A 19,018-nucleotide genomic window follows, 5' to 3' on the forward strand; every position below is an offset into this window, starting at 1 on the left:
CGTCGGTCAAGACCTCCTCACGCACGCCGCGATCTTGGAACGCCCGACGCCACAGGTAAAGGCGACACGCCAGCTCATTTTGAACTGATCACTTAGGCTGGACGAAGCCGGCAGGCCCGGCGGGACGCTTTACCCCGCCGGGCCTGCCGGCTTTGGCCTGCCCAGGGGTACCCGTAAGGGCCCCATGTCAAATCGAGCCGGCCCGCACCACCAAGCCACCTGAGCGTTGAACTCACGGTCCCTGAACGTAGGACTCTCGCGTTCTGAACGTAGGACTCACGCGTTCTGAACGTAGGACTCACGCGTTCTGGAGGTAGGACTCACGCGTTCTGGAGGTAGGACTCTCGCGTTCTGGAGGTAGGACTCACGCGTTCTGAGTGTTGGACACGCGCGTTCTGGACGTAGGACACGCCGGTCAGTCCTGGTCGACGCCCAGGTAGAAGGCGATCAGGCGGAGCAGGTGTTCGGTGTCCACGGGCTTGGTCACGTAGTCCGTCGCCCCCGAGGCGAGCGACTTCTCCCGGTCCCCCTTCATCGCCTTCGCCGTCACCGCGATCACCGGCAGGTCCGCGTACCGCGACATCGCCCGGATCGCCGCCATGGTCGCGTTGCCGTCCAGCTCCGGCATCATGATGTCCATCAGCACCAGCGTCACGTCGTCGTACTGCTCCAACGCCCGCACCCCGGTGATCCCGTTGTCCGCGTAGATCACCTGCAACCCGTGCAGCTCCAACACCGACGTCAACGCGAACACGTTGCGCAGGTCGTCGTCGACGATCAGCACCTTCTCGCCGTGGAACCGCATCGGCGCGGGCGGCAGGTCGGACGGCGGGACCAGCGACTGCTGCGACTCGTCGTCCTCGGCGGGCGTGAGCAGCTCCGGCACGGACTCCGGCTCGGTCACGGCCTGCGGCACCGGGCCCTGCTCGCCCAGCGGCAGGTACAGCGTGAACGTCGACCCGATGCCCGGCTCGGACCGCACGTCCAGCCGCCCGTCGAGCAGCGTCGCCAGCTCCCGGCTGATCGACAGGCCGAGCCCGGTGCCGCCGTACTTGCGCGACGTCGTGCCGTCCGCCTGCTGGAACGCCTCGAAGATCACCGACAGCTTGTCGGCCGGGATGCCGATGCCGGTGTCCTGCACGTCGAACGCGACCGAGCCGTCCACCGCCCGGATCCGCAGCTTGATCTCCCCGTCGTGGGTGAACTTCACCGCGTTGGACAGCAGGTTGCGCAGGATCTGCTGGAGCCGGTGCTCGTCGGTGTGCAGGGTGGACGGCACGTCCGGCGCCACGTCGACCTCGAACGCCAACCCCTTCTCCGCCGCCAGCGGCCGGGTCAGCGCCTCCACGTACGCGACGACGTCCGACACGTGCACCGGGTCGGTCTGCACCTGCATGTGCCCGGCCTCGACCTTGGTCAGGTCCAGGATGTCGTCGATGAGCTGCAGCAGGTCGGTGCCGGAGGAGTGGATCGTCTTCGCGAACTCGACCTGCTTGGGGTTGAGGTTGCCGTCCAGGTTGTCGGCCAGCAGCTTGGCGAGGATCAGCAGGCTGTTCAACGGCGTGCGCAGCTCGTGCGACATGTTCGCCATGAACTCCGACTTGTACTTCGACGCCGACGACAGCTGCCGCGCCCGCGCCTCCAGCTCCACCGACCCGGCGCGCAGCTCCTCGGTCAGCCGCTGCGACTCCACCAGCAGGCTGTCGGTCCGGGCGTTCGCCAGCATGGTGTTGAGGTTGACGCCGATGTTCTCCTTGAGCTGGTCCAGCAGGTCCAGGTGCACCTCGGTGAACTCGCCGAACGACCCCAGCTCGATCACGCCGAGCGTCTCGCCCTGGAACACGATCGGCAGGATCACCAGGTTCGCGGGCGGGGCCGACCCGAGCCCGGACCCGATCTCGATGTACCCCGGCGGCACCTCGGTGACCAGCACCGTCTTCTTCTCCACCGCGACCTGCCCGACCAGCGACTCGCCGCGCGCGAACCGGGTGGGGCGGTCGCCGCGCGGCGCGTACCCGTAGGACGCGGTCAGGTCCAGGGCGTTCGTCTCGGGGTCGACCAGGAAGAACGCGCCGTGCTGCGCGGACACCAGCGGCGTCAGCTCGCTGATCACCAGCGACGCCATGGCGTTGAGGTCGCGGTGGCCCTGCATCTGGCCGGAGAGCCGGGCCAGGTTCGTCTTCAGCCAGTCCTGCTCCTGGTTGGCGCGGGTGGACGCGCGCAGGTTGCCGATCATCCGGTTGATGTTGTCCTTGAGGTCGGCGACCTCGCCGGACGCGTCCACGGTGATCTGCCGGGTCAGGTCGCCCGCGGTCACCGCCGTGGCCACCACGGCGATCGCGCGCACCTGCCGGGTCAGGTTCCCGGCCAGCTCGTTCACGTTCTCGGTGAGCCGCTTCCAGGTGCCCGAGACGCCCTCCACCTCGGCCTGGCCGCCCAGCTTGCCCTCGGTGCCGACCTCGCGGGCGACGCGCGTGACCTCCTGGGCGAACGACGACAGCTGGTCGACCATCGTGTTGATCGTGGTCTTCAGCTCCAGGATCTCGCCCCGCGCGTCCACGTCGATCTTCTTGGACAGGTCGCCGAGCGCGACCGCGGTCGTCACCTGGGCGATGTTGCGCACCTGGGAGGTCAGGTTGTTCGCCATGAAGTTGACGTTCTCGGTGAGGTCCTTCCAGGTGCCCGCCACGTTCGGCACCCGCGCCTGGCCGCCCAGGATGCCCTCGGTGCCGACCTCGCGGGACACGCGGGTGACCTCGTCGGCGAACGCGCGCAGCGTGTCCACCATGCCGTTGATGGTGTCCGCCAGCGCGGCGACCTCGCCCTTGGCCTCGACCGCGATCTTCTTGGACAGGTCGCCGCCCGCCACCGCCGTGGCCACCGCCGCGATCGACCGCACCTGGGTGGACAGGTTGTCCGCCATGACGTTCACGTTGTCCGTGAGGTCCTTCCAGGTGCCCGCCACCCCCGGCACCCGCGCCTGACCGCCCAGCCGGCCGTCGGTGCCGACCTCGCGGGCGACGCGGGTGACCTCGTCGGCGAAGGACGACAGCTGGTCGACCATCGTGTTGATGGTCGACTTCAGCTCCAGGATCTCGCCCCGCGCGTCCACGGTGATCTTCTGCGACAGGTCGCCGCCCGCGACCGCCGTCGTGACCTGCGCGATGGACCGCACCTGGGCGGTGAGGTTGTTGGCCATGAAGTTGACCGAGTCGGTGAGGTCGCGCCAGGTGCCCGCGACGCCGGGGACCTGCGCCTGGCCGCCCAGTCGGCCGTCGGTGCCGACCTCGCGGGCGACGCGGGTGACCTCGTCGGCGAACGACGACAGCTGGTCCACCATCGTGTTGATGGTGTCCTTCAGCTCCAGGATCTCCCCGCGCGCGTTCACCGTGATCTTCTGCGACAGGTCGCCCCGCGCCACCGCCGTGGCCACCTGGGCGATGTTGCGCACCTGGGACGTCAGGTTGCCCGCCATGAAGTTGACCGAGTCGGTGAGGTCGCGCCAGGTGCCCGCGACGCCCGGCACCTGGGCCTGACCGCCCAACCGCCCGTCGCTGCCCACCTCGCGGGCCACGCGCGTGACCTCCGCCGCGAACGACGACAGCTGGTCGACCATCGTGTTGATCGTCGTCTTGAGCTGGAGGATCTCGCCCCGCGCGTCCACGTCGATCTTCTGCGACAGGTCGCCCTGCGCGACCGCGGTCGTCACCTGGGCGATGTTGCGGACCTGGGAGGTGAGGTTGCCCGCCATGAAGTTGACCGAGTCGGTGAGGTCGCGCCAGGTGCCGGCGACGCCGGGGACCTGGGCCTGGCCGCCGAGCCGGCCGTCGGTGCCGACTTCGCGGGCGACGCGGGTGACCTCGTCGGCGAAGGACGACAGCTGGTCCACCATCGTGTTGATGGTCGACTTCAGCTCCAGGATCTCGCCCCGCGCGTCCACGGTGATCTTCTGGGACAGGTCGCCCTGCGCCACCGCCGTGGCCACCTGCGCGATGTTGCGCACCTGCGAGGTCAGGTTGTTGGCCATGAAGTTCACGTTGTCGGTGAGGTCGCGCCAGGTGCCGGCGACGCCGGGGACCTGGGCCTGGCCGCCGAGCCGGCCGTCGGTGCCGACTTCGCGCGCGACGCGGGTGACCTCGTCGGCGAACGACGACAGCTGGTCCACCATCGTGTTGACGGTGTCCTTCAGCTCCAGCATCTCGCCCGCCACCGTGACGGTGATCTTCTGCGACAGGTCGCCCTGCGCCACCGCCGTGGCCACCTGCGCGATGTCGCGGACCTGCTTGGTCAGGTTGTCCGACATGAAGTTGACCGAGTCGGTGAGGTCGCGCCAGGTGCCCGCCACGCCGGGGACCTGCGCCTGACCGCCCAGCCGGCCGTCCGTGCCGATCTCGCGCGCCACCCGGGTGACCTCGCCCGCGAACGTCCGCAGCGTCGCCGTCATCGAGTTGAAGCTCTCCACCAGCGCGGCGACCTCGCCGCGGGCGTCCACCACGATCTCCTGCGACAGGTCGCCCTCGGCCACCGCGGCGAGCACGCGGCTCAGCTCGGCGGTCGGCCGGGTGAGGTCCTCGATCAGGCCGTTGACCGCCTCGCCCGCGGTGGCCCAGCCGCCGGTCGCGGTGCTCGGCACCAGCCGCTCGCCGAGCCTGCCCTCCTGGCCGACCGCCTGGCGCACCCGCACCAGCTCGCCGACCAGCCACTGGTTGCGCTCCGCGATCTCGTTGAAGACCTCGGCCAGCTCCGCCGTCACGCCGTCGCGCGGGACGACGAGGCGGCGGCGGAAGTTGCCGTCCTTCATCTCGCGCATCGCGGTCAGCAGTCGGGCCAGGGTCACGTCCGTGTCGTCCTGGGCGGTCGTCACACGAGCCTCCGATGTCGGCGGAACCGCCCCAAGCCTGCCACTGTTGGTGGCAACTTGTCCGATAGGTTGGGTCGACCCGACACACAGGAGCCGTGATGGCCCAGGGCTACCGGCAAGGCGCCGACACGGGCCTCGACCTCGACGCGTGGCGTCGCGTGGTCGACGGCTTCCACGAGGCCGTCGTCGTGCTGGACCCCGAAGGCGTCGTCCGGCTCGTCAACCCGACCGCGGCCACGCTGTTCCCGCAGGCCAGGACCGGGTCGACGCTGCCGGTCGACGCGGGGCGCGGCCGGCGGCAGGACCTCGGCGGCGGGTGGGTCGCCTGGTACCGGGGCGTCGACGACTACCTGGACGACGCCTCGCGCCGGATGGGCGCGCTCACCGAGCGTTCCGACGTGGTGCGCAGCGTGGTCGAGCTGGCCCCGGCCGAGCACACCGTCGTGGTGCTGCCGGGCCGGCGCGGGCGTCTCGAGTGGTGGCGGCGCACGCCGGCGGGTGACGTGGCGGTGGCCCGCACCGCGCGGCAGGTCGCCCAGACCGCGCCGGGGTTCGCCGCCGTGCTCGACCGGGTGGTGGACCACGCCGAACTCACCGAACTGGGTGAGGGGCCGTGGGGCGTGTCGGGCGTGGGCGTGGCCATGCCGCTGACCGAGGGGGCCGCGCTCGTGTGCTTCGGCGGCACGTGGACGGTCGACCTGCTCAAGCGGTACGCGGCCCGCGCCGCGTCGGCCGTGGCGGCCGCCACCCGGCTCGGCGAGGAACGGCGGGCCGTGGCGGCGCTGCGGGCGAACCTGCTGCCCGCGCCGCTGCCCGAGGTGCCGGGGGCGCGCCTGGCCGGCGTGTACGAGCCCGCGCACCGGCAGGTGCTGGTCGGCGGCGACTTCTACGACGTGCACCCGCGGGAGGACGGCAGCGCGGCGTTCGTGCTGGGCGACGTGGCGGGCAACGGGCTGGAGGCGGCGGCGCACAGCGGCCGGGTGCGGCAGAGCCTGCACGCCCTGCTGGTCGTCGAGCAGCGGCCCGCGCACCTGCTGCACCTGCTCAACACGGCGTTGCGGGCGGCGGGCAGCCGCCTGTTCACCACCCTGGTGGTCGGCACGATGATCCCCGTGCAGGCGGGCGGGCTGCGGCTGACGCTGGCCGCCGGCGGCCACCCCGCGCCGCTCGTGCTGCGCGCCGACGGGCGGGTGGACGAGGTCGCGGTGCACGGCGGGATCGTCGGCGTGCTGCCGGAGGTGCGGTTCCACCAGACCACGGTGGCGCTCGCGCCGGGGGAGACGCTGCTGCTCTACAGCGACGGGCTGACCGAGGCGCGCAAGCACGGCGACCGGCGCGAGCTGTTCGGCGACGTCCGGCTGAAGGCGGCGCTGGCCGACTGCGCCGGGCTGTCCGCCGAGGCCGTGTCCGACCACCTGCGGCGGGTCGTGTTCGACTGGCTCGGCGTGGCCGAGCACGACGACCTGACCCTCCTGGTGCTGCAGGCGTCCTGACCGCCCCGTCGCTACCCTCGGGTGACGTGGAGCCACCCCTCGCCGCGGTCGCCCGCGCGCACCGCAGGCTGCTGGACGTGATCGCCGGGCTCACCGACGCCGCCGTCGCGGCGCCCTCGGCGCTGCCGGGCTGGACCCGCGGGCACGTGCTGGCCCACCTCGCCGACGCCGCCCGCGCGCGGGCCCGGGTGGTCGAGCACGCGGCCCGCGGGGAGCGGGTCGCGATGTGGGAGCCCGGGGAGCGGGACGCGATCATCGAGGCCACCGCGTCGCGCGGCGCGGACTGGCACCGCGCCGCGACCGCCGAGCACTCGGCGCGGCTGGAGCGGGCGTGGGCGGCGGTCCCGGACTGGTCGGAGCCGGCCGAGGAGGGCGTCGAGGACCCGCTGCCGCCGGTGTTCACCCGCCTGCGCGAGGTGTGGATCCACCTGCTCGACCTCGACCTGGGCGTCCGGCCCGCCGAGTGGGACGTGGACTTCGCGACGCACACCGTCGGCGTCCTGCTGCCGCGCCTGCCGGACGGGGTGGCGTTGCGGGCGACCGACGTGCCGCGCACGTGGGTCGCGGGCGGGGAGGTCGTGGGCGGGGAGGTCGTGGGCGGGGTGCGCGACCTCGCCGCCTGGCTCGCCGGCCGGACACCGGACGGGCCGCCCGTCTCCGCCGCGCCGCTGCCGGGTCTCGGGCCGTGGCCCGCCTACCCGGCCCACCGCCGGGACCTGCCGCGCTGAGCTGGCGCGTCGCGCAGGTCCGCCGGGGGCGAACGCCCGGTCCGAGGGCGGCGCGGCACCCGGGTCGTCGCCCGCGGCCACGCGACCGGGCCGGTCGCCCGGGCGTCACGCGCGAAGCCGGTCGCCCCGCGCCCCGGTCCGCGCTTCCGGTCAGTGGAAGATCCCGTTGACCCCCGGACGCGGCGCTCAATAGCGTGCGCCGCACGGAATCGCCGGTTTCCGGCCGCGTCCACCCGGAGGTCGGATTGGCCACCATCGCCCCCCTCGCGGAGGCCGTCGCCCAGGTCGTGCGCGACGGCGACACCGTGGCGTTCGAGGGGTTCACGCACCTGATCCCGTTCGCCGCCGGGCACGAGGTGATCCGGCAGGGCAGGCGGGACCTGACCCTGGTCCGGATGACGCCCGACGTGCTGTACGACCAGCTCATCGGCGCGGGGTGCGCCCGCAAGCTGGTGTTCTCGTGGGGCGGCAACCCGGGCGTCGGCTCGCTGCACCGGTTCCGCGACGCCGTGCGCAACGGCTGGCCGCGACCGCTGGAGCTGGAGGAGCACAGCCACGCGGGCATGGCCAACCGGTACGTCGCCGCGGCGTCCGGGCTGCCGTTCGCCGTGCTGCGCGGCTACACCGGCACCGACCTGCCCGCCCACACCGCCAACGTCGCGTCGGTGACCTGCCCGTTCACCGGCGAGGTGCTGACCGCCGTCGCCGCGCTGCGGCTGGACGCCGCGGTGGTGCACGCGCAGCGCGCCGACCGGCACGGCAACGTGCAGCTCTGGGGCATCACCGGGGTGCAGAAGGAGGCGGTGCTGGCCGCCGCCCGCTCGCTGGTCACGGTCGAGGAGGTCGTGGACGAGCTGGAGCCGCGGCCGGGCGCGGTGGTGCTGCCGTCCTGGGTGGTGGACTACGTCGCCGAGGTCCCGGGCGGCGCGCACCCGTCCTACGCGCACGACTACTCCGTGCGGGACAACGACTTCTACGTGGCGTGGGACGAGATCAGCCGGGACCGGGAGAAGTTCGCGCAGTGGCTGGAGGGCATCGCGTGACCGGGGACTACAGCGCCGACGAGATGATGACGGTCGCGGCGGCGCGGGCGTTGCGCGACGGCGCGGTGTGCTTCGTCGGCATCGGGCTGCCCAGCACGGCGGCCAACCTGGCCCGCCGCACGCACGCGCCGGACCTGGTGCTGGTCTACGAGTCCGGCACGATCGGCGCGAAGCCGGACCGGCTGCCGCTGTCGATCGGCGACGGCGTGCTGGCCGACACCGCGGTCGGCGTGGTGGGCGTGCCGGAGATCTTCAACTACTGGTTGCAGCCCGGCCGGATCGACGTCGGCTTCCTCGGCGCGGCCCAGCTCGACCGGTTCGGCAACATCAACACCACCGTGATCGGCGACGACTACCGCCGGCCGGACGTGCGGCTGCCCGGCGCGGGCGGCGCGCCCGAGATCGCCGCGTCGTGCCGCGAGGTCGTCGTGGTGGTGCGGCAGACCCGGCGGGCGTTCGTGGAGCGGGTCGACTTCGTCACGTCCGTCGGCTTCGGCTCGGGACCGGGGGAGCGGGAGCGGCTGGGCCTCACTGGCGCCGGGCCGCGGCTCGTGATCACGGACCTGGGCGTGCTGCGGCCCGACCCCGACACCTGCGAGCTGGTGCTCACCGAGCTGCACCCCGGCGTCGACCCGGCGACCGCGCGCGAGCGCACCGGCTGGGACCTGAGGGTCGCCGACCACCCGGGCCGCACCGAGCCGCCGACCGCGCGCGAACTCGCCGTGCTCCGCGAGCTGACCCGCCGTTAACCACCACCCCCCGCCTCGGCACGACGAACAGGAGAACGCGGTGCCGACCTACCGCTCCGACACGCCGTCGCACCCGCCCGTGTCCTTCCCCGAGTACCGGTCGAACGCGCTGCGCGCGCCGCACCGGCCGTTCGAGCTGCTGCCGCAGCGGCTGACCGAGATCACCGGCCCGCTGCTCGGCGAGGGCCGGGTCGGGCCGCACGACCACGACCTGACCGCCGGCCACCCGGGCGAGCCGCAGGGCCAGCGGATCATCGTCTCCGGCCGGGTGCTGGACGGCGACGGCCGGCCGGTCGCGGGCACCCTGGTGGAGGTGTGGCAGGCCAACGCGGCCGGCCGGTACCGGCACGACGCCGACCGCCACCCCGCGCCGCTCGACCCGAACTTCACCGGCGTGGGCCGCACCGTCACCGACGCCGAGGGCCGCTACTCGTTCACCACGATCCAGCCCGGCGCGTACCCGTGGCGCAACCACGACAACGCCTGGCGGCCCGCGCACATCCACTTCTCGCTGTTCGGCACCGCGTTCACGCAGCGGCTGATCACGCAGATGTACTTCCCAGGCGACCCGCTGTTCGACCAGGACCCGATCTTCAACTCGGTCCGCGACCCGAAGGCCCGCGCGGCGATGGTCGCCCGCTTCGACCTCGACACGACCGTGCCCGAGTGGGCGCTGGGCTACCGCTGGGACATCGTGCTGCGCGGCCAGAACCCGACACCGCTGGACGAGGGGGACGACGATGAGTGAGCTCCGGACGACGCCGTCGCAGACCGTCGGCCCGTTCTTCTCCTTCGGGCTGGTGTGGGAGGACGGCCCGTTCGTGGTGCCGGAGGGCACGCCCGGCGCGTTCCGGATCGGCGGCACGGTGTACGACGGCGCGGGCGCGCCGGTGCCCGACGCGGTGGTCGAGACGTGGCAGGCCGACCCCGACGGCCGGTTCGACCACCCCGACGACCCGCGCGGAGCGGTGCGCTGGAAGGATTTCCGCGGCTTCGGCCGCAGCGCCACGGACCCGGAGGGGCGGTACTCGCTGCTGACCGTCAAACCGGGCCCGTTGCCGGTGGCCGGAGGCGGCCTGGAGGCACCCCACCTCGACGTGTCGGTCTTCTGCCGGGGCATGCTGGTGCGGCTGGTCACGCGCATCTACTTCCCCGACGAGGAGGCCAACGCCGCGGACCCGGTGCTCACCTCGATCGACGACCCGGCCAGGCGGGCCACGCTCGTCGCGGCGAGCGACCCGCCCGGCTACCGCTTCGACATCCACCTGCAAGGGGAGCATGAAACCGTCTTCTTCGACCTCTGAGCACGGAGCCCGGTCGCCGGGCGAGCGCTCGCTGTGGGGCGCGCTGTTCACCGATCCCGACGTCGAGGCCGAGGTCTGCGACCGGGCGTGGCTGCGCGCGATGCTGGACTTCGAGCGCGCCCTGGCCATCGTGCAGGCCAGGGCGGGCATCGTGACCGAGGAGGCGGCCCGGATGGTGGTCACCGCCATCGACGTCGGGCACTACGACCCGGTGGCGATCGGCGAGGGCGCGCTGACCTCCGGCACGCCGGTCGTGCCGCTGGTGCGGGCGATCGGCGCGCACGTCACCGCCGAGGGCCGCGCGGCCCTGCACAACGGGGCCACCAGCCAGGACGTGCTCGACACCGCGCTGTCGCTGGTCGCCTCCCGCGCGCTGCGGCCGATCCTCGCGGGCCTGCGGGCCGTGGCCGCGGAGTGCGAACGGCTCGCCGAGCGGCACCGCGACACCCTCATCGCCGGCCGCACCCTGACCCAGCACGCCCTGCCCACCACGTTCGGGCTCAAGTGCGCCGGCTGGCTGGTCGCCGTGGACGAGGCGGTGGACGCGCTGACCCGCGTGCGCGAGGAGCGGCTGGCCGTGCAGTTCGGCGGCGCGGCGGGCACGCTCGCGGCGGTGCCCCGGGGCGGCGACCCGACCGGGCAGCTGGCCGCCGAGCTGGGCCTGGCCGCGCCGCTGATCCCCTGGCACACCAACCGGACCAGGGTGGCCGAGCTGGCGGGCGCGCTGGGCGCGGCGTCCGGGGTGCTGGCCAAGATCGCGCAGGACGTGGCGCTGCTCGCCCAGACCGAGGTCGCCGAGGTGGCCGAGGCCGACGGCGGCACGTCGTCGGCGATGCCGCACAAGCACAACCCGGTGCGCGCGGTGCTGGTGACCGCGGCCACGCGTCGCGTGCCGGGGCTGGTGGCGACGGTGCTGGCGGCGATGGCGCAGGAGCACGAGCGGGCGGCCGGCGCGTGGCACAGCGAGTGGCAGACCGTGACCGAGCTGCTGCGGCTGGTCGGCGGCGCCGTGCGCGGCACGCGCGAGCTGCTGTCGCGGCTGCGGGTGGACCCGGAGCGCATGCGCCGCAACCTCGACCTGACCGGCGGGCTGCTGATGGCCGAGAACGTGGCCGTCCGGCTGGCGGACCGCGTCGGCCGGTCCGAGGCGCAGGAGCTGGTGGCCGAGGTGTGCCGGACCGCGGTCGCGGCGGGCCGGCCGCTGCGCGACGCGCTGCTCGCGGACCTGCGGATCGGGCTGTCGGAGCAGGAGCTGGACGAGGCGCTCGACCCGGCCGGGTACACCGGCGGCGCGGGCGAGTTCACCGACCGCGCCCTCGCGGCGCACCGGGGGAGGGAGCGGCGGTGAAGCCGCACTACGAGCTGAGCGGGCCGCCGGACGCGCCGGTCGTGGTCCTGGGCAACTCGCTGGGCACCACGACCGCGATGTGGGAGCGGCAGCTCCCCGTGCTGGAGCGGCGGTTCCGGGTGCTGCGCTACGACCACCGCGGGCACGGCGGGTCGCCCGCGCCGGCCGGGCCGTACCGGATCGACGACCTCGCCGACGACGTGCTGGAGCTGCTGGACGCGCTCGGCCTGGCCCGGGTGTCCTACTGCGGGGTGTCGCTGGGCGCGATGGTCGGCATGTGGCTCGCCGGGCACGCGCCCGAGCGGATCGAGCGGCTGGTGCTGTGCTGCACGGCGGCGGCGTTCCCCGCGGCGCGGCCGTGGCTGGACCGCGCGGCGGCGGTGCGGGCGTCCGGCACGGGCTCCATCGCGTCCGCCGCGGTCGAGCGCTGGTTCACGCCCGCGTTCCGCGAGCGGTCGCCGGAGGTGGTGGCCGCGTTCGCCGCCGGGCTGTCCGAAGTGGACGACGAGGGGTACGCGGCGTGCTGCGACGCGCTGTCCACACTGGACCTGCGGTCCGTGCTGCCCGCGATCGAGGCCCCGACGGCGGTCGTCGCGGGCGAGCGGGACGAGGCCACGCCGCCGGACTGCGGGCGGTGGATCGCCGACGCCATCCCCGGCGCGTCGTTCCACCTGCTGCCGGCCGCGCACCTGGCGAACGTGGAGGCGGCGGACGAGGTGTCGGCGATCCTGGAGGCGCACCTGTGAGCTTCGACGACGGGATGCGGGTGCGGCGGGAGGTGCTCGGCGACGAGCACGTGGACCGGGCCGTGGCGGGCGCCGACGCGTTCACCGCGGACTTCCAGGACTTCATCACCCGGTACGCGTGGGGCGAGGTGTGGGCGCGCCCGGGCCTGGACCGCCGCACCCGGTCGTGCGTCACGCTGGCGTTGCTGGCCGCGCTGGGGCACGAGCGCGAGCTGGCGATGCACGTGCCCGCGGCGCTGCGCAACGGCGTCACGGCGGACGAGATCAAGGAAGTGCTGCTGCAGGTGGGCGTCTACGCGGGCGTGCCCGCCGCCAACCGCGCGTTCGCCGTGGCGCAGCGGGTCCTGGCCGAGGGCTGAGCCCCGGGTCGGGGAAGGGCGACGATCCGCGCCGGGGCGGTGTGCGCCGCGTCGGGGGATGACGATGTCCGGTGCGATCGGACCGGCGCGCCGCGGGCGGCACCACCCGACCGGGCCGGCGCCGCCCGCGGCGTGGGGTCACCGGTCGCGGGTCTCGGACTTGACGTGCTGACCGGACTCGCGGGCGTGCTGGCCGACCTCCTGGGCCGAGCCCTTGGCCTGCTCCGCGGTCGTCTGCGAGGCTTCCCGGGCCACGTTCCTGACCTGGTCCGCCGCCTCGCCGACCATCGTGCCCGCCTCCTCCTTCAGCTTCTGCGCGGACTCGGCGAGTGCCTCCTTCACCGGCTCCACCGCGCCGCCGGCGCGTTCGCCGAGCTGCCGGACGGCGTCCTGCTCGGCCCGCGTGGCCGGGATCAGCGTGGCGATCAGCGCGCCCGCCCCGAACGCGATCAGCCCGGCGGCCAGCGGGTTGCCCCGGGCCTGCTGCCGGGCCTGCTCCGGCGCGTTCTGCACGGCGTGCGCGGCCTCCTGCGCCTTCCCGCCCACCGCGGACGCGGCCTGCTGCGCCTTGTCGCCGACGGTCGAGGCCGCGTCCTGCGCCTGCCCGCCCACGGTGGACGCCATGCCCGCCGCCCGGTCCTGCAGCGTCGAGGCGGTCTCCGGAACCGTGCCCATGACTCGCTCCTTCACCGTGCTCATGCGGTGCCGCACCCGGTCCACCCGGCGCTGCGCGATGTTGCGGGGCCGGGTGTGGTCGACGATCCGGTTGGCGTCGGCCACCAGCTCGGCCCGGGTCCGGTCGATGTCGTGCCTTATTTGGTCGGGTGACGGGCCCATTCCGCGTCCTCCTTCAGGGTCTCGATGGTGCGCTCCGGCTTGGGGTTGACCTTGCGCAGCCGGGCGCGGCCGGCGGAGAACAGGGCGAACCCGGCGATGCCCCACAGCACGGCGACGACGAGCGTGGCCCAGGCCAGCCCCAGGAACGTGGCCAGCCCGAACGCCAGCGCCAGGCTGAGCAGCACCGCGGTCATGTACCCGGCGAACCCGGCCGCGCCGAGCATCCCGGCGGCCTTGCCCGCCTTCGTCGCCTCCTCGCGGATCTCGGCCTTGGCCAGCTCCAGCTCCTGCCGCATCAGCCGCGACAGGTCCTCGGTCAGCTCGCCGACGAGCTGACCGAGCGAGGGCTCCTCCCCGGGCGCCGGCACGGCCCCGCCCGGCGCCCGGCTGTGGGGCACCCGGTCGTCGGTCAAGCGGGTCTCAGCGCTGGACATACCGCGTCCCCTCCGGCTGGTAGGGGGCGCGCGGCGCGGGGGTCGGGTGCTCGGACGGGAGCTGCGGCGCGGGCATGCCGTACTCCGACGGCGGCAGCGGCGACGACGGCGTCGCGGTCGGCCGCGGCACGGCGGTCGGCGTGGTCACCGGCGTCGTCGGCGTCCGGTCGGTGTAGCCGTGCTGCGGCCGCGACCCGCCCGGCTGCCCGGAACCCATGCTCTTGGCGGCGCGCGCGACCAGGAAACCGGCCACCGCCGCGCCGATCAGGAACGTCCCCGGCTTGCGCCGCGCGAAGTCCTGGGCCGAGTCCAGCAGGCCGCGCGCACCCCGTTCGTCGAGGTAGCGCGCCGCCTGGCGGCCCGCGTCGGACACCTGGCGCAACGTGCCCGCGGTCAGCGAGTCGGGGCCGGAGTTGTCGGCCATCGAGCCCAGCTCGTCGGCGATCCGGTCGATCTGCCGCGACACCCGCCGGGCCTGCTCCTCGGCCTCGGTCGCGACGCGTTCGCGCATGTCGCCCACGACGTGCTTGGCCTGGCCCCTCGCCTCGTGGGCCACCTGCCCGACCTGTTCGCGCGCCGTCGCGCCCACGTCCGAGGCGGCCTGCCGGGCGTGCTGCGCCACGGCGGCGCCTTCCTGCTGTGCGGTCTCGCGGACCGCACCCACCTGGTTCTCGTCCACGACGGGACTCCTCACGGTCGGCGTGCTCTCGCCCCCTCGGCCTACCCCCGTCGCCGGCGGCTAACCTCCTTCGCGACGACAAGCATCAGCCGGCGGTCGGGACGGCCGGCGGGCGCGCGAAAACCCCGCGACCGTTTTCCGGCCGCGGGGTCGTTATTCGCGGAGCGTTTTCGGACGGGGGTCAGAACGAGAAGACCGAGCCGGTCTCCTGCTCCATGACGCAGCGGTTCGGGAATTCCTGCACATAACGCACGGGCTCACCGCGCCAGGAACCGAACGCGGCCACCGTCACCGGCCGGTAGTCGAACGTGCACAGCTGCGGATCGGTGCCGGCCAGCCGCGTGAAGTCACCGCCGGCGGCGGCGATCTCCCCGCACGCGGCCTGCGCCGCCTGGTGCTCGCCCGCAGCGGGATCGCAGGTCAGGCGCGTGCTCTGGACCCCGCTCTCCTCCTGGTGGACGGCCAGCACGAGATCCGTGGCCGGCGGCGCGGCGGACGCCGTCCCGGCGGTGAGCAGCGGAGCGGCCAGCAGGCCGGAGGCGAACAGGGAAGCCATGAGGGTTCGTGTTCGTCGCATGGCACCGGGGTGACCCGATCGCGTGACGCGTATTCGCCCGATTTCGCATCTCACCGGGATGTCGTAATAAGCCTGCTCACCTTTCCACGGCGCGGTGAATAGCTCACCAGGTGGGTCGCGCGGTGATCCCGCCGTCCACCACCAGGTCGTTCCCGGTGATCCAGGAGGCCATCGGCGAGGCCAGGAAAACGCAGGCGTCGCCCACGTCCTCGGGTCGGCCGAGCCGGCCCAGCGGCACGGCCCGCGCCCACCGCTCGACCCCGTCGGGCCACTCCTCGGCCAGCCCGGGGCGGTCGATCAGGCCGGGGGAGACGGTGTTGACCCGGATGCCGCGCGGCCCGTACTCCAGCGCGGCCGACCGGGCGTGCATGACGAGCGCGGCCTTCGACGCGCTGTAGTGGGCGTGGCCGGCGGCGGGTTGGCGGCCCTCGACGGACGCGACGTGGGTGACCGACCCGCCCGACGCCATCACCTCCGCGGCGGCCTGCGTGCAGGCGAACGCGCTGGTCACGTTCACGTCCAGCACCGCGCGCCACTGCTCGGCCGTCATGCCCGCGAGGTCCTGCACCGGCTGCACGCCCGCGTTGTTGACCACCGCGTCGAGCCGTCCGCCCCACTCGGCCGCCGCGCGCACCAGCCGCCGGCACGCGTCGGGGTCGGCGAGGTCGGCCCGCAGCCCCGTGGCCCGCCCGCCGGCCGCGGTGATCTCCGCGACGAGCGCCGACACGTCGCCGCGGTGGCCGTGCGCGACGACCGCCGCCCCGGCCCGCGCGAACCGCGCCGCGATGCCCCGCCCGATCAGCCCGCTGGCCCCGGTGACGAGCGCGACCGCGCCCGCGAGAAGTCCTGTCACGGGCACGGACGGTAGCGCCCGGGGCGGGGTCAGACGGGGACGAGCGCGGTGTGCGGTTCGGCGGGCAGCTCCACGCGGACCTCGTCGCCGGGGCGGACCACGCCGCCGACCAGCACGACCGACATGACGCCCGCGCGGCGGACCACGGCGCCGTCCTCGTCGCGGTGGACGACCCGCTTGAGCAGGCCGTCCCGGAACGCGTCGATCTGCGGGCACGGGTTGCGCAACCCCGTCACCTCGACCACCGCGTCCGGGCCCAGGCGCAGGCGCGTGCCCGTCGGCAACCCGAGCAGGTCCACGCCGCGCGTGGTCACGTTCTCGCCCAGCTCGCCCGGCCCCACCGCGAAGCCCGCCGCGGTCAGCTCGTCGTGCAGCTCGGCGTGGATGAGGTGCACCTGGCGCAGGTTCGGCTGCGTCGGGTCGCGCCGCACGCGGGACCGGTGCTTCACCGTGACGCCCTGGTGCGCGTCGCCCTCCACGCCCAGGCCGGCGACGAGCGTGATCGCCTGCTCGGTGGGCTTGCTGAACGTGTGCTCCCCGCTCCGGCTCACGGCCGTGACCGTCCCCATGGGGCGGACCCTACCGGAGTAAGACTTTCGGCCGCCGCGGCGATATGACAAGTGCACACGTTTTCCGGGGGCGGCGGTGAGGACCATGACTGACGACGAACTGAACCACCGGGCGCGGGCGCTGCTGCGGGCCGTCGCGGCCGGCCGGGCCGAGGTGACGCGCAGCAGCGAGCCCGACCTGAAGGTGGACGGGTTGCTGTGCAGCGACCAGGTGACCGCGCGGCAGCTCGCGCACGCGGGGCTGCTGCGCCCGGCGCGCCGGGACGCGTCCGGCACGTGGGTGCCCGCCGAGCTGACCCCGGAGGGTCGCGCGATCCTCGCCTGACGGGCCGACGCCGGGGCGCGTGACCCGGCCGGGCCGACGCCAAGTCGCGTGACCCGGCCGGGCCGACCCGAGGAGCCGGCCGCGCCGAAGCCCTCGGTCTCGACGGGCGATGCCGCTGACCGGCCCGCAGAGCCGGTCGCGCCGACCTCGTGGATCGCGACGGGCGTGCCGGGGCCGTGTCCGGCGCACCCGCCGCGCCGGGACCCTCGGCGGGTCGAGGCGGTCCGCCGATCGTGCGCGATGCGCGGGTCGGCCGCTGCGCCGACCCCCGAACGGGGCGCGCCTGACCGGTGCGTCCGGACCCCGTCCGGGCAACGGACTCTTGACGCTGCGTGCACGGAGCGGTTGACTGCGTGTCCGTAACCGGTTTCGGTACCGGTTACGGGCCCGGTTCCGCAGACGCAACCGAGGAGTGCACCGTGCGAGTCACGATCGCCGAAGTCGCCCAGCGCGCCCAGGTGAGCAAGGCGACCGTGTCCCGCGTCCTCAACGGCAAACCGGACGTCGACGCGGCCACGGCGGCGCGGGTGCGGCAGGTGATCGCGGACGTCGGCTACGTGCCCAGCGCCCGCGCCGTCGGCCTCGCCCGCGGCCGGGCCCGGACCGTCGGCATGCTCGTGCCGTCGCTGACCTGGCCGTGGACCGGCGAGGTGGTGCAGGGCGCGGTGGACGAGCTGGAGGCCGAGGGCTACGGCCTGCTGCTCTACACGGTGAACCGGGGTTCGGAGTCGTTGGCCCAGTTCGCGAGCCACGTGTCGGCCAAGGCGTTCGACGGGTTGCTGGTGATCGAGCCGCCGGACACGCTGAGCTACATCGAGACGCTGCACGACCAGGGCCTGCCGGTGGTGATGATCGACGACCGGGGCAGCAGGCCCGGGTTCCCGTCGGTGAGCACCACGAACCGGGAGGGCGCGCAGGCGGCGGCGCAGCACCTCGTCGCGGCGGGCCGCACCGCGTTCGCCGTGGTGACCGGGCCGGCGAACTTCGGGTGCGTGCGCGAGCGGCTGGACGGGTTCCTCGACGCGCTGGGCGACGCGGGCGTCCACGTGGACCCGCGGCTGGTGGTGGAGGGCGACTTCGGCACCGACCGCGGCGCGGTGGCCACGGAGAAGCTGATGGCCACCGGGCTGCGCTTCGACGCCGTCTTCGCGCACAACGACCTGTCGGCGCTCGGCGTGATGCGGGCGCTGGCCGCGGTCGGCCGTCGGGTGCCGGACGACGTCGCGGTGGTCGGCTTCGACGACATACCCATCGCCGCGCACGCCGAGCTGACGACCGTGCGGCAGCCGATGCGGGAAATGGGGGAGGCCGCCGCCCGGCTCCTGCTGGCCCGGCTGGAGGGCGCGCCGCCGGCCCGCGAGCCGGTCGTGCTGCCCACCGCGTTCGTCGCCCGCCGGTCAGGCTGACCGGGTCCCGCCCAGGACCGGGTCGCCGTGGCCGACGCACAGCACGGCGGGGTCGAGGTCCAGCAGGCGTCGCACGGACTCCAGCAGCCGCGGCCGGTCGGTGTTGAACACGCCGGGGATCGGCGCGCCCTCCCCCGTGGCCACCGTGTCGCCGGTGAACAGCACGCCGTGCGCGGGCAGGTGGATCGCGATGCTGCCCGGCGTGTGACCGGGGATCGACAGGACCCGCGCGCCGTCGCCGAAGTCGAGCACGTCGCCCTCCTCCACCTGCCGGTCGACGGGCGAGCGCGGCGCGCGGGGCACGGTCGGCGTGACGCGGTCGAACAGCTCCCGCTCCCCGGGCGGGATCACCGGTGTCGGCCGGGGCGCCTCGCCGCGGATCACCGGCGCGTCCGCCCGGTGCGCGTGCACGGGCGCGCCGGTCGCCGCGCGCAACGCCGCGGCCGAACCGATGTGGTCGTCGTGGCAGTGGGTGAGCACGATCCGCTCGACCCGGCCCAGCGCGGCGATGCGGTCCGCGTGCCCGGCGGTGCCGGTGTCGACGACGGTCAGCGCGTCGCCGTCCCGCCACACGTACGCCTGTCCGACCGGGAACCTCAGCATCCGCAGCCGCGGCGTCACGTCGATGATCTCCACGTCCGCCACGCCAGGCCGGGCCGGTCGCGGTCCGTACCCCGTTTCGCCACGGGCACACCGACTTCCGCACC

19 protein-coding genes are annotated in these 19,018 nt (G+C 74.2%); 11 read left to right on the plus strand and 8 right to left on the minus strand.

The window, feature by feature from the left end:
- Positions 1 to 415: 415 nt before the first annotated feature.
- Positions 416 to 4,864 carry a HAMP domain-containing protein gene (locus ACWEFJ_RS23750; RefSeq protein ID WP_449715075.1) on the minus strand — a complete coding sequence of 1,483 codons (4,449 nt, stop codon included), beginning with the start codon at positions 4,862 to 4,864 and terminating at the stop codon, positions 416 to 418.
- Between the two features lie 95 nt (positions 4,865 to 4,959).
- Between ACWEFJ_RS23750 and ACWEFJ_RS23755 the strand changes: the two genes are divergently transcribed.
- The 9 genes from ACWEFJ_RS23755 to pcaC all read left to right on the plus strand — a co-directional run bounded on the left by ACWEFJ_RS23755 (position 4,960) and on the right by pcaC (position 12,631).
- Positions 4,960 to 6,354, plus strand: coding sequence for a PP2C family protein-serine/threonine phosphatase (locus ACWEFJ_RS23755; RefSeq protein WP_449715076.1), 1,395 nt, complete (start codon positions 4,960 to 4,962; stop codon positions 6,352 to 6,354).
- Between the two features lie 26 nt (positions 6,355 to 6,380).
- Positions 6,381 to 7,082, plus strand: a complete 702-nt coding sequence (locus tag ACWEFJ_RS23760; protein WP_449715077.1) for a maleylpyruvate isomerase family mycothiol-dependent enzyme — start codon at positions 6,381 to 6,383, stop codon at positions 7,080 to 7,082.
- A gap of 245 nt (positions 7,083 to 7,327) precedes the next feature.
- Positions 7,328 to 8,125 carry a CoA transferase subunit A gene (locus ACWEFJ_RS23765; RefSeq protein ID WP_449715078.1) on the plus strand — a complete coding sequence of 266 codons (798 nt, stop codon included), beginning with the start codon at positions 7,328 to 7,330 and terminating at the stop codon, positions 8,123 to 8,125.
- A 23-nt stretch (positions 8,126 to 8,148) separates the two neighbouring features.
- Positions 8,149 to 8,874, plus strand: coding sequence for a CoA-transferase subunit beta (locus ACWEFJ_RS23770; protein ID WP_449715132.1), 726 nt, complete (start codon positions 8,149 to 8,151; stop codon positions 8,872 to 8,874).
- A 40-nt stretch (positions 8,875 to 8,914) separates the two neighbouring features.
- Positions 8,915 to 9,622, plus strand: a complete 708-nt coding sequence (pcaH, locus tag ACWEFJ_RS23775) for a protocatechuate 3,4-dioxygenase subunit beta (protein ID WP_378096340.1) — start codon at positions 8,915 to 8,917, stop codon at positions 9,620 to 9,622.
- Complete coding sequence (gene pcaG, locus ACWEFJ_RS23780) at positions 9,615 to 10,178, plus strand: protocatechuate 3,4-dioxygenase subunit alpha (protein ID WP_378096344.1); 564 nt, start codon at positions 9,615 to 9,617, stop codon at positions 10,176 to 10,178. The genes pcaH and pcaG overlap by 8 nt, the downstream gene beginning before the upstream one ends.
- Positions 10,153 to 11,526, plus strand: coding sequence for a 3-carboxy-cis,cis-muconate cycloisomerase (gene pcaB, locus ACWEFJ_RS23785; RefSeq protein WP_449715079.1), 1,374 nt, complete (start codon positions 10,153 to 10,155; stop codon positions 11,524 to 11,526). Before pcaG ends, pcaB begins: the two co-directional genes overlap by 26 nt.
- Positions 11,523 to 12,272, plus strand: coding sequence for a 3-oxoadipate enol-lactonase (pcaD, locus tag ACWEFJ_RS23790; protein ID WP_378096350.1), 750 nt, complete (start codon positions 11,523 to 11,525; stop codon positions 12,270 to 12,272). Before pcaB ends, pcaD begins: the two co-directional genes overlap by 4 nt.
- Positions 12,269 to 12,631 (plus strand): 4-carboxymuconolactone decarboxylase, encoded by a 363-nt coding sequence (gene pcaC / locus ACWEFJ_RS23795; RefSeq protein WP_378096353.1) that lies wholly within the window; start codon positions 12,269 to 12,271, stop codon positions 12,629 to 12,631. The genes pcaD and pcaC overlap by 4 nt, the downstream gene beginning before the upstream one ends.
- 138 nt (positions 12,632 to 12,769) lie before the next feature.
- Here pcaC and ACWEFJ_RS23800 read toward each other — a convergent pair whose 3' ends face one another.
- From ACWEFJ_RS23800 to ACWEFJ_RS23825, 6 genes are all read right to left on the minus strand, one after another.
- A complete protein-coding gene (locus ACWEFJ_RS23800; protein WP_449715080.1) occupies positions 12,770 to 13,468 on the minus strand; it encodes a DUF3618 domain-containing protein in 699 nt (232 codons plus the stop codon).
- Complete coding sequence (locus ACWEFJ_RS23805) at positions 13,444 to 13,902, minus strand: phage holin family protein (protein WP_449715081.1); 459 nt, start codon at positions 13,900 to 13,902, stop codon at positions 13,444 to 13,446. The genes ACWEFJ_RS23800 and ACWEFJ_RS23805 overlap by 25 nt, the downstream gene beginning before the upstream one ends.
- Positions 13,889 to 14,581, minus strand: coding sequence for a hypothetical protein (locus ACWEFJ_RS23810; RefSeq protein ID WP_449715082.1), 693 nt, complete (start codon positions 14,579 to 14,581; stop codon positions 13,889 to 13,891). The genes ACWEFJ_RS23805 and ACWEFJ_RS23810 overlap by 14 nt, the downstream gene beginning before the upstream one ends.
- Positions 14,582 to 14,762: 181 nt before the next feature.
- A complete protein-coding gene (locus tag ACWEFJ_RS23815) occupies positions 14,763 to 15,137 on the minus strand; it encodes an SSI family serine proteinase inhibitor (RefSeq protein ID WP_449715083.1) in 375 nt (124 codons plus the stop codon).
- A 124-nt stretch (positions 15,138 to 15,261) separates the two neighbouring features.
- On the minus strand, positions 15,262 to 16,011 hold the full coding sequence (locus tag ACWEFJ_RS23820) for an SDR family NAD(P)-dependent oxidoreductase (protein ID WP_449715084.1): 750 nt from the start codon (positions 16,009 to 16,011) through the stop codon (positions 15,262 to 15,264).
- Positions 16,012 to 16,040: 29 nt separating this feature from the next.
- The gene (locus ACWEFJ_RS23825; RefSeq protein WP_449715085.1) at positions 16,041 to 16,580 is read right to left on the minus strand and encodes an MOSC domain-containing protein; all 540 of its coding nucleotides are present in this window, start codon (positions 16,578 to 16,580) and stop codon (positions 16,041 to 16,043) included.
- Positions 16,581 to 16,665: 85 nt separating this feature from the next.
- Between ACWEFJ_RS23825 and ACWEFJ_RS23830 the strand changes: the two genes are divergently transcribed.
- On the plus strand, positions 16,666 to 16,905 hold the full coding sequence (locus ACWEFJ_RS23830) for a hypothetical protein (RefSeq protein WP_378098321.1): 240 nt from the start codon (positions 16,666 to 16,668) through the stop codon (positions 16,903 to 16,905).
- Positions 16,906 to 17,324: 419 nt separating this feature from the next.
- A complete protein-coding gene (locus tag ACWEFJ_RS23835; protein WP_378093125.1) occupies positions 17,325 to 18,311 on the plus strand; it encodes a LacI family DNA-binding transcriptional regulator in 987 nt (328 codons plus the stop codon).
- Here the strand turns inward: ACWEFJ_RS23835 and ACWEFJ_RS23840 are convergent.
- Positions 18,303 to 18,947 carry an MBL fold metallo-hydrolase gene (locus tag ACWEFJ_RS23840; RefSeq protein ID WP_449715086.1) on the minus strand — a complete coding sequence of 215 codons (645 nt, stop codon included), beginning with the start codon at positions 18,945 to 18,947 and terminating at the stop codon, positions 18,303 to 18,305. The two genes, ACWEFJ_RS23835 and ACWEFJ_RS23840, sit on opposite strands and share 9 nt — an antisense overlap.
- Between the last annotated feature and the right edge of the window lie 71 nt (positions 18,948 to 19,018).

Source organism: Actinosynnema sp. NPDC004786 (assembly GCF_053601135.1).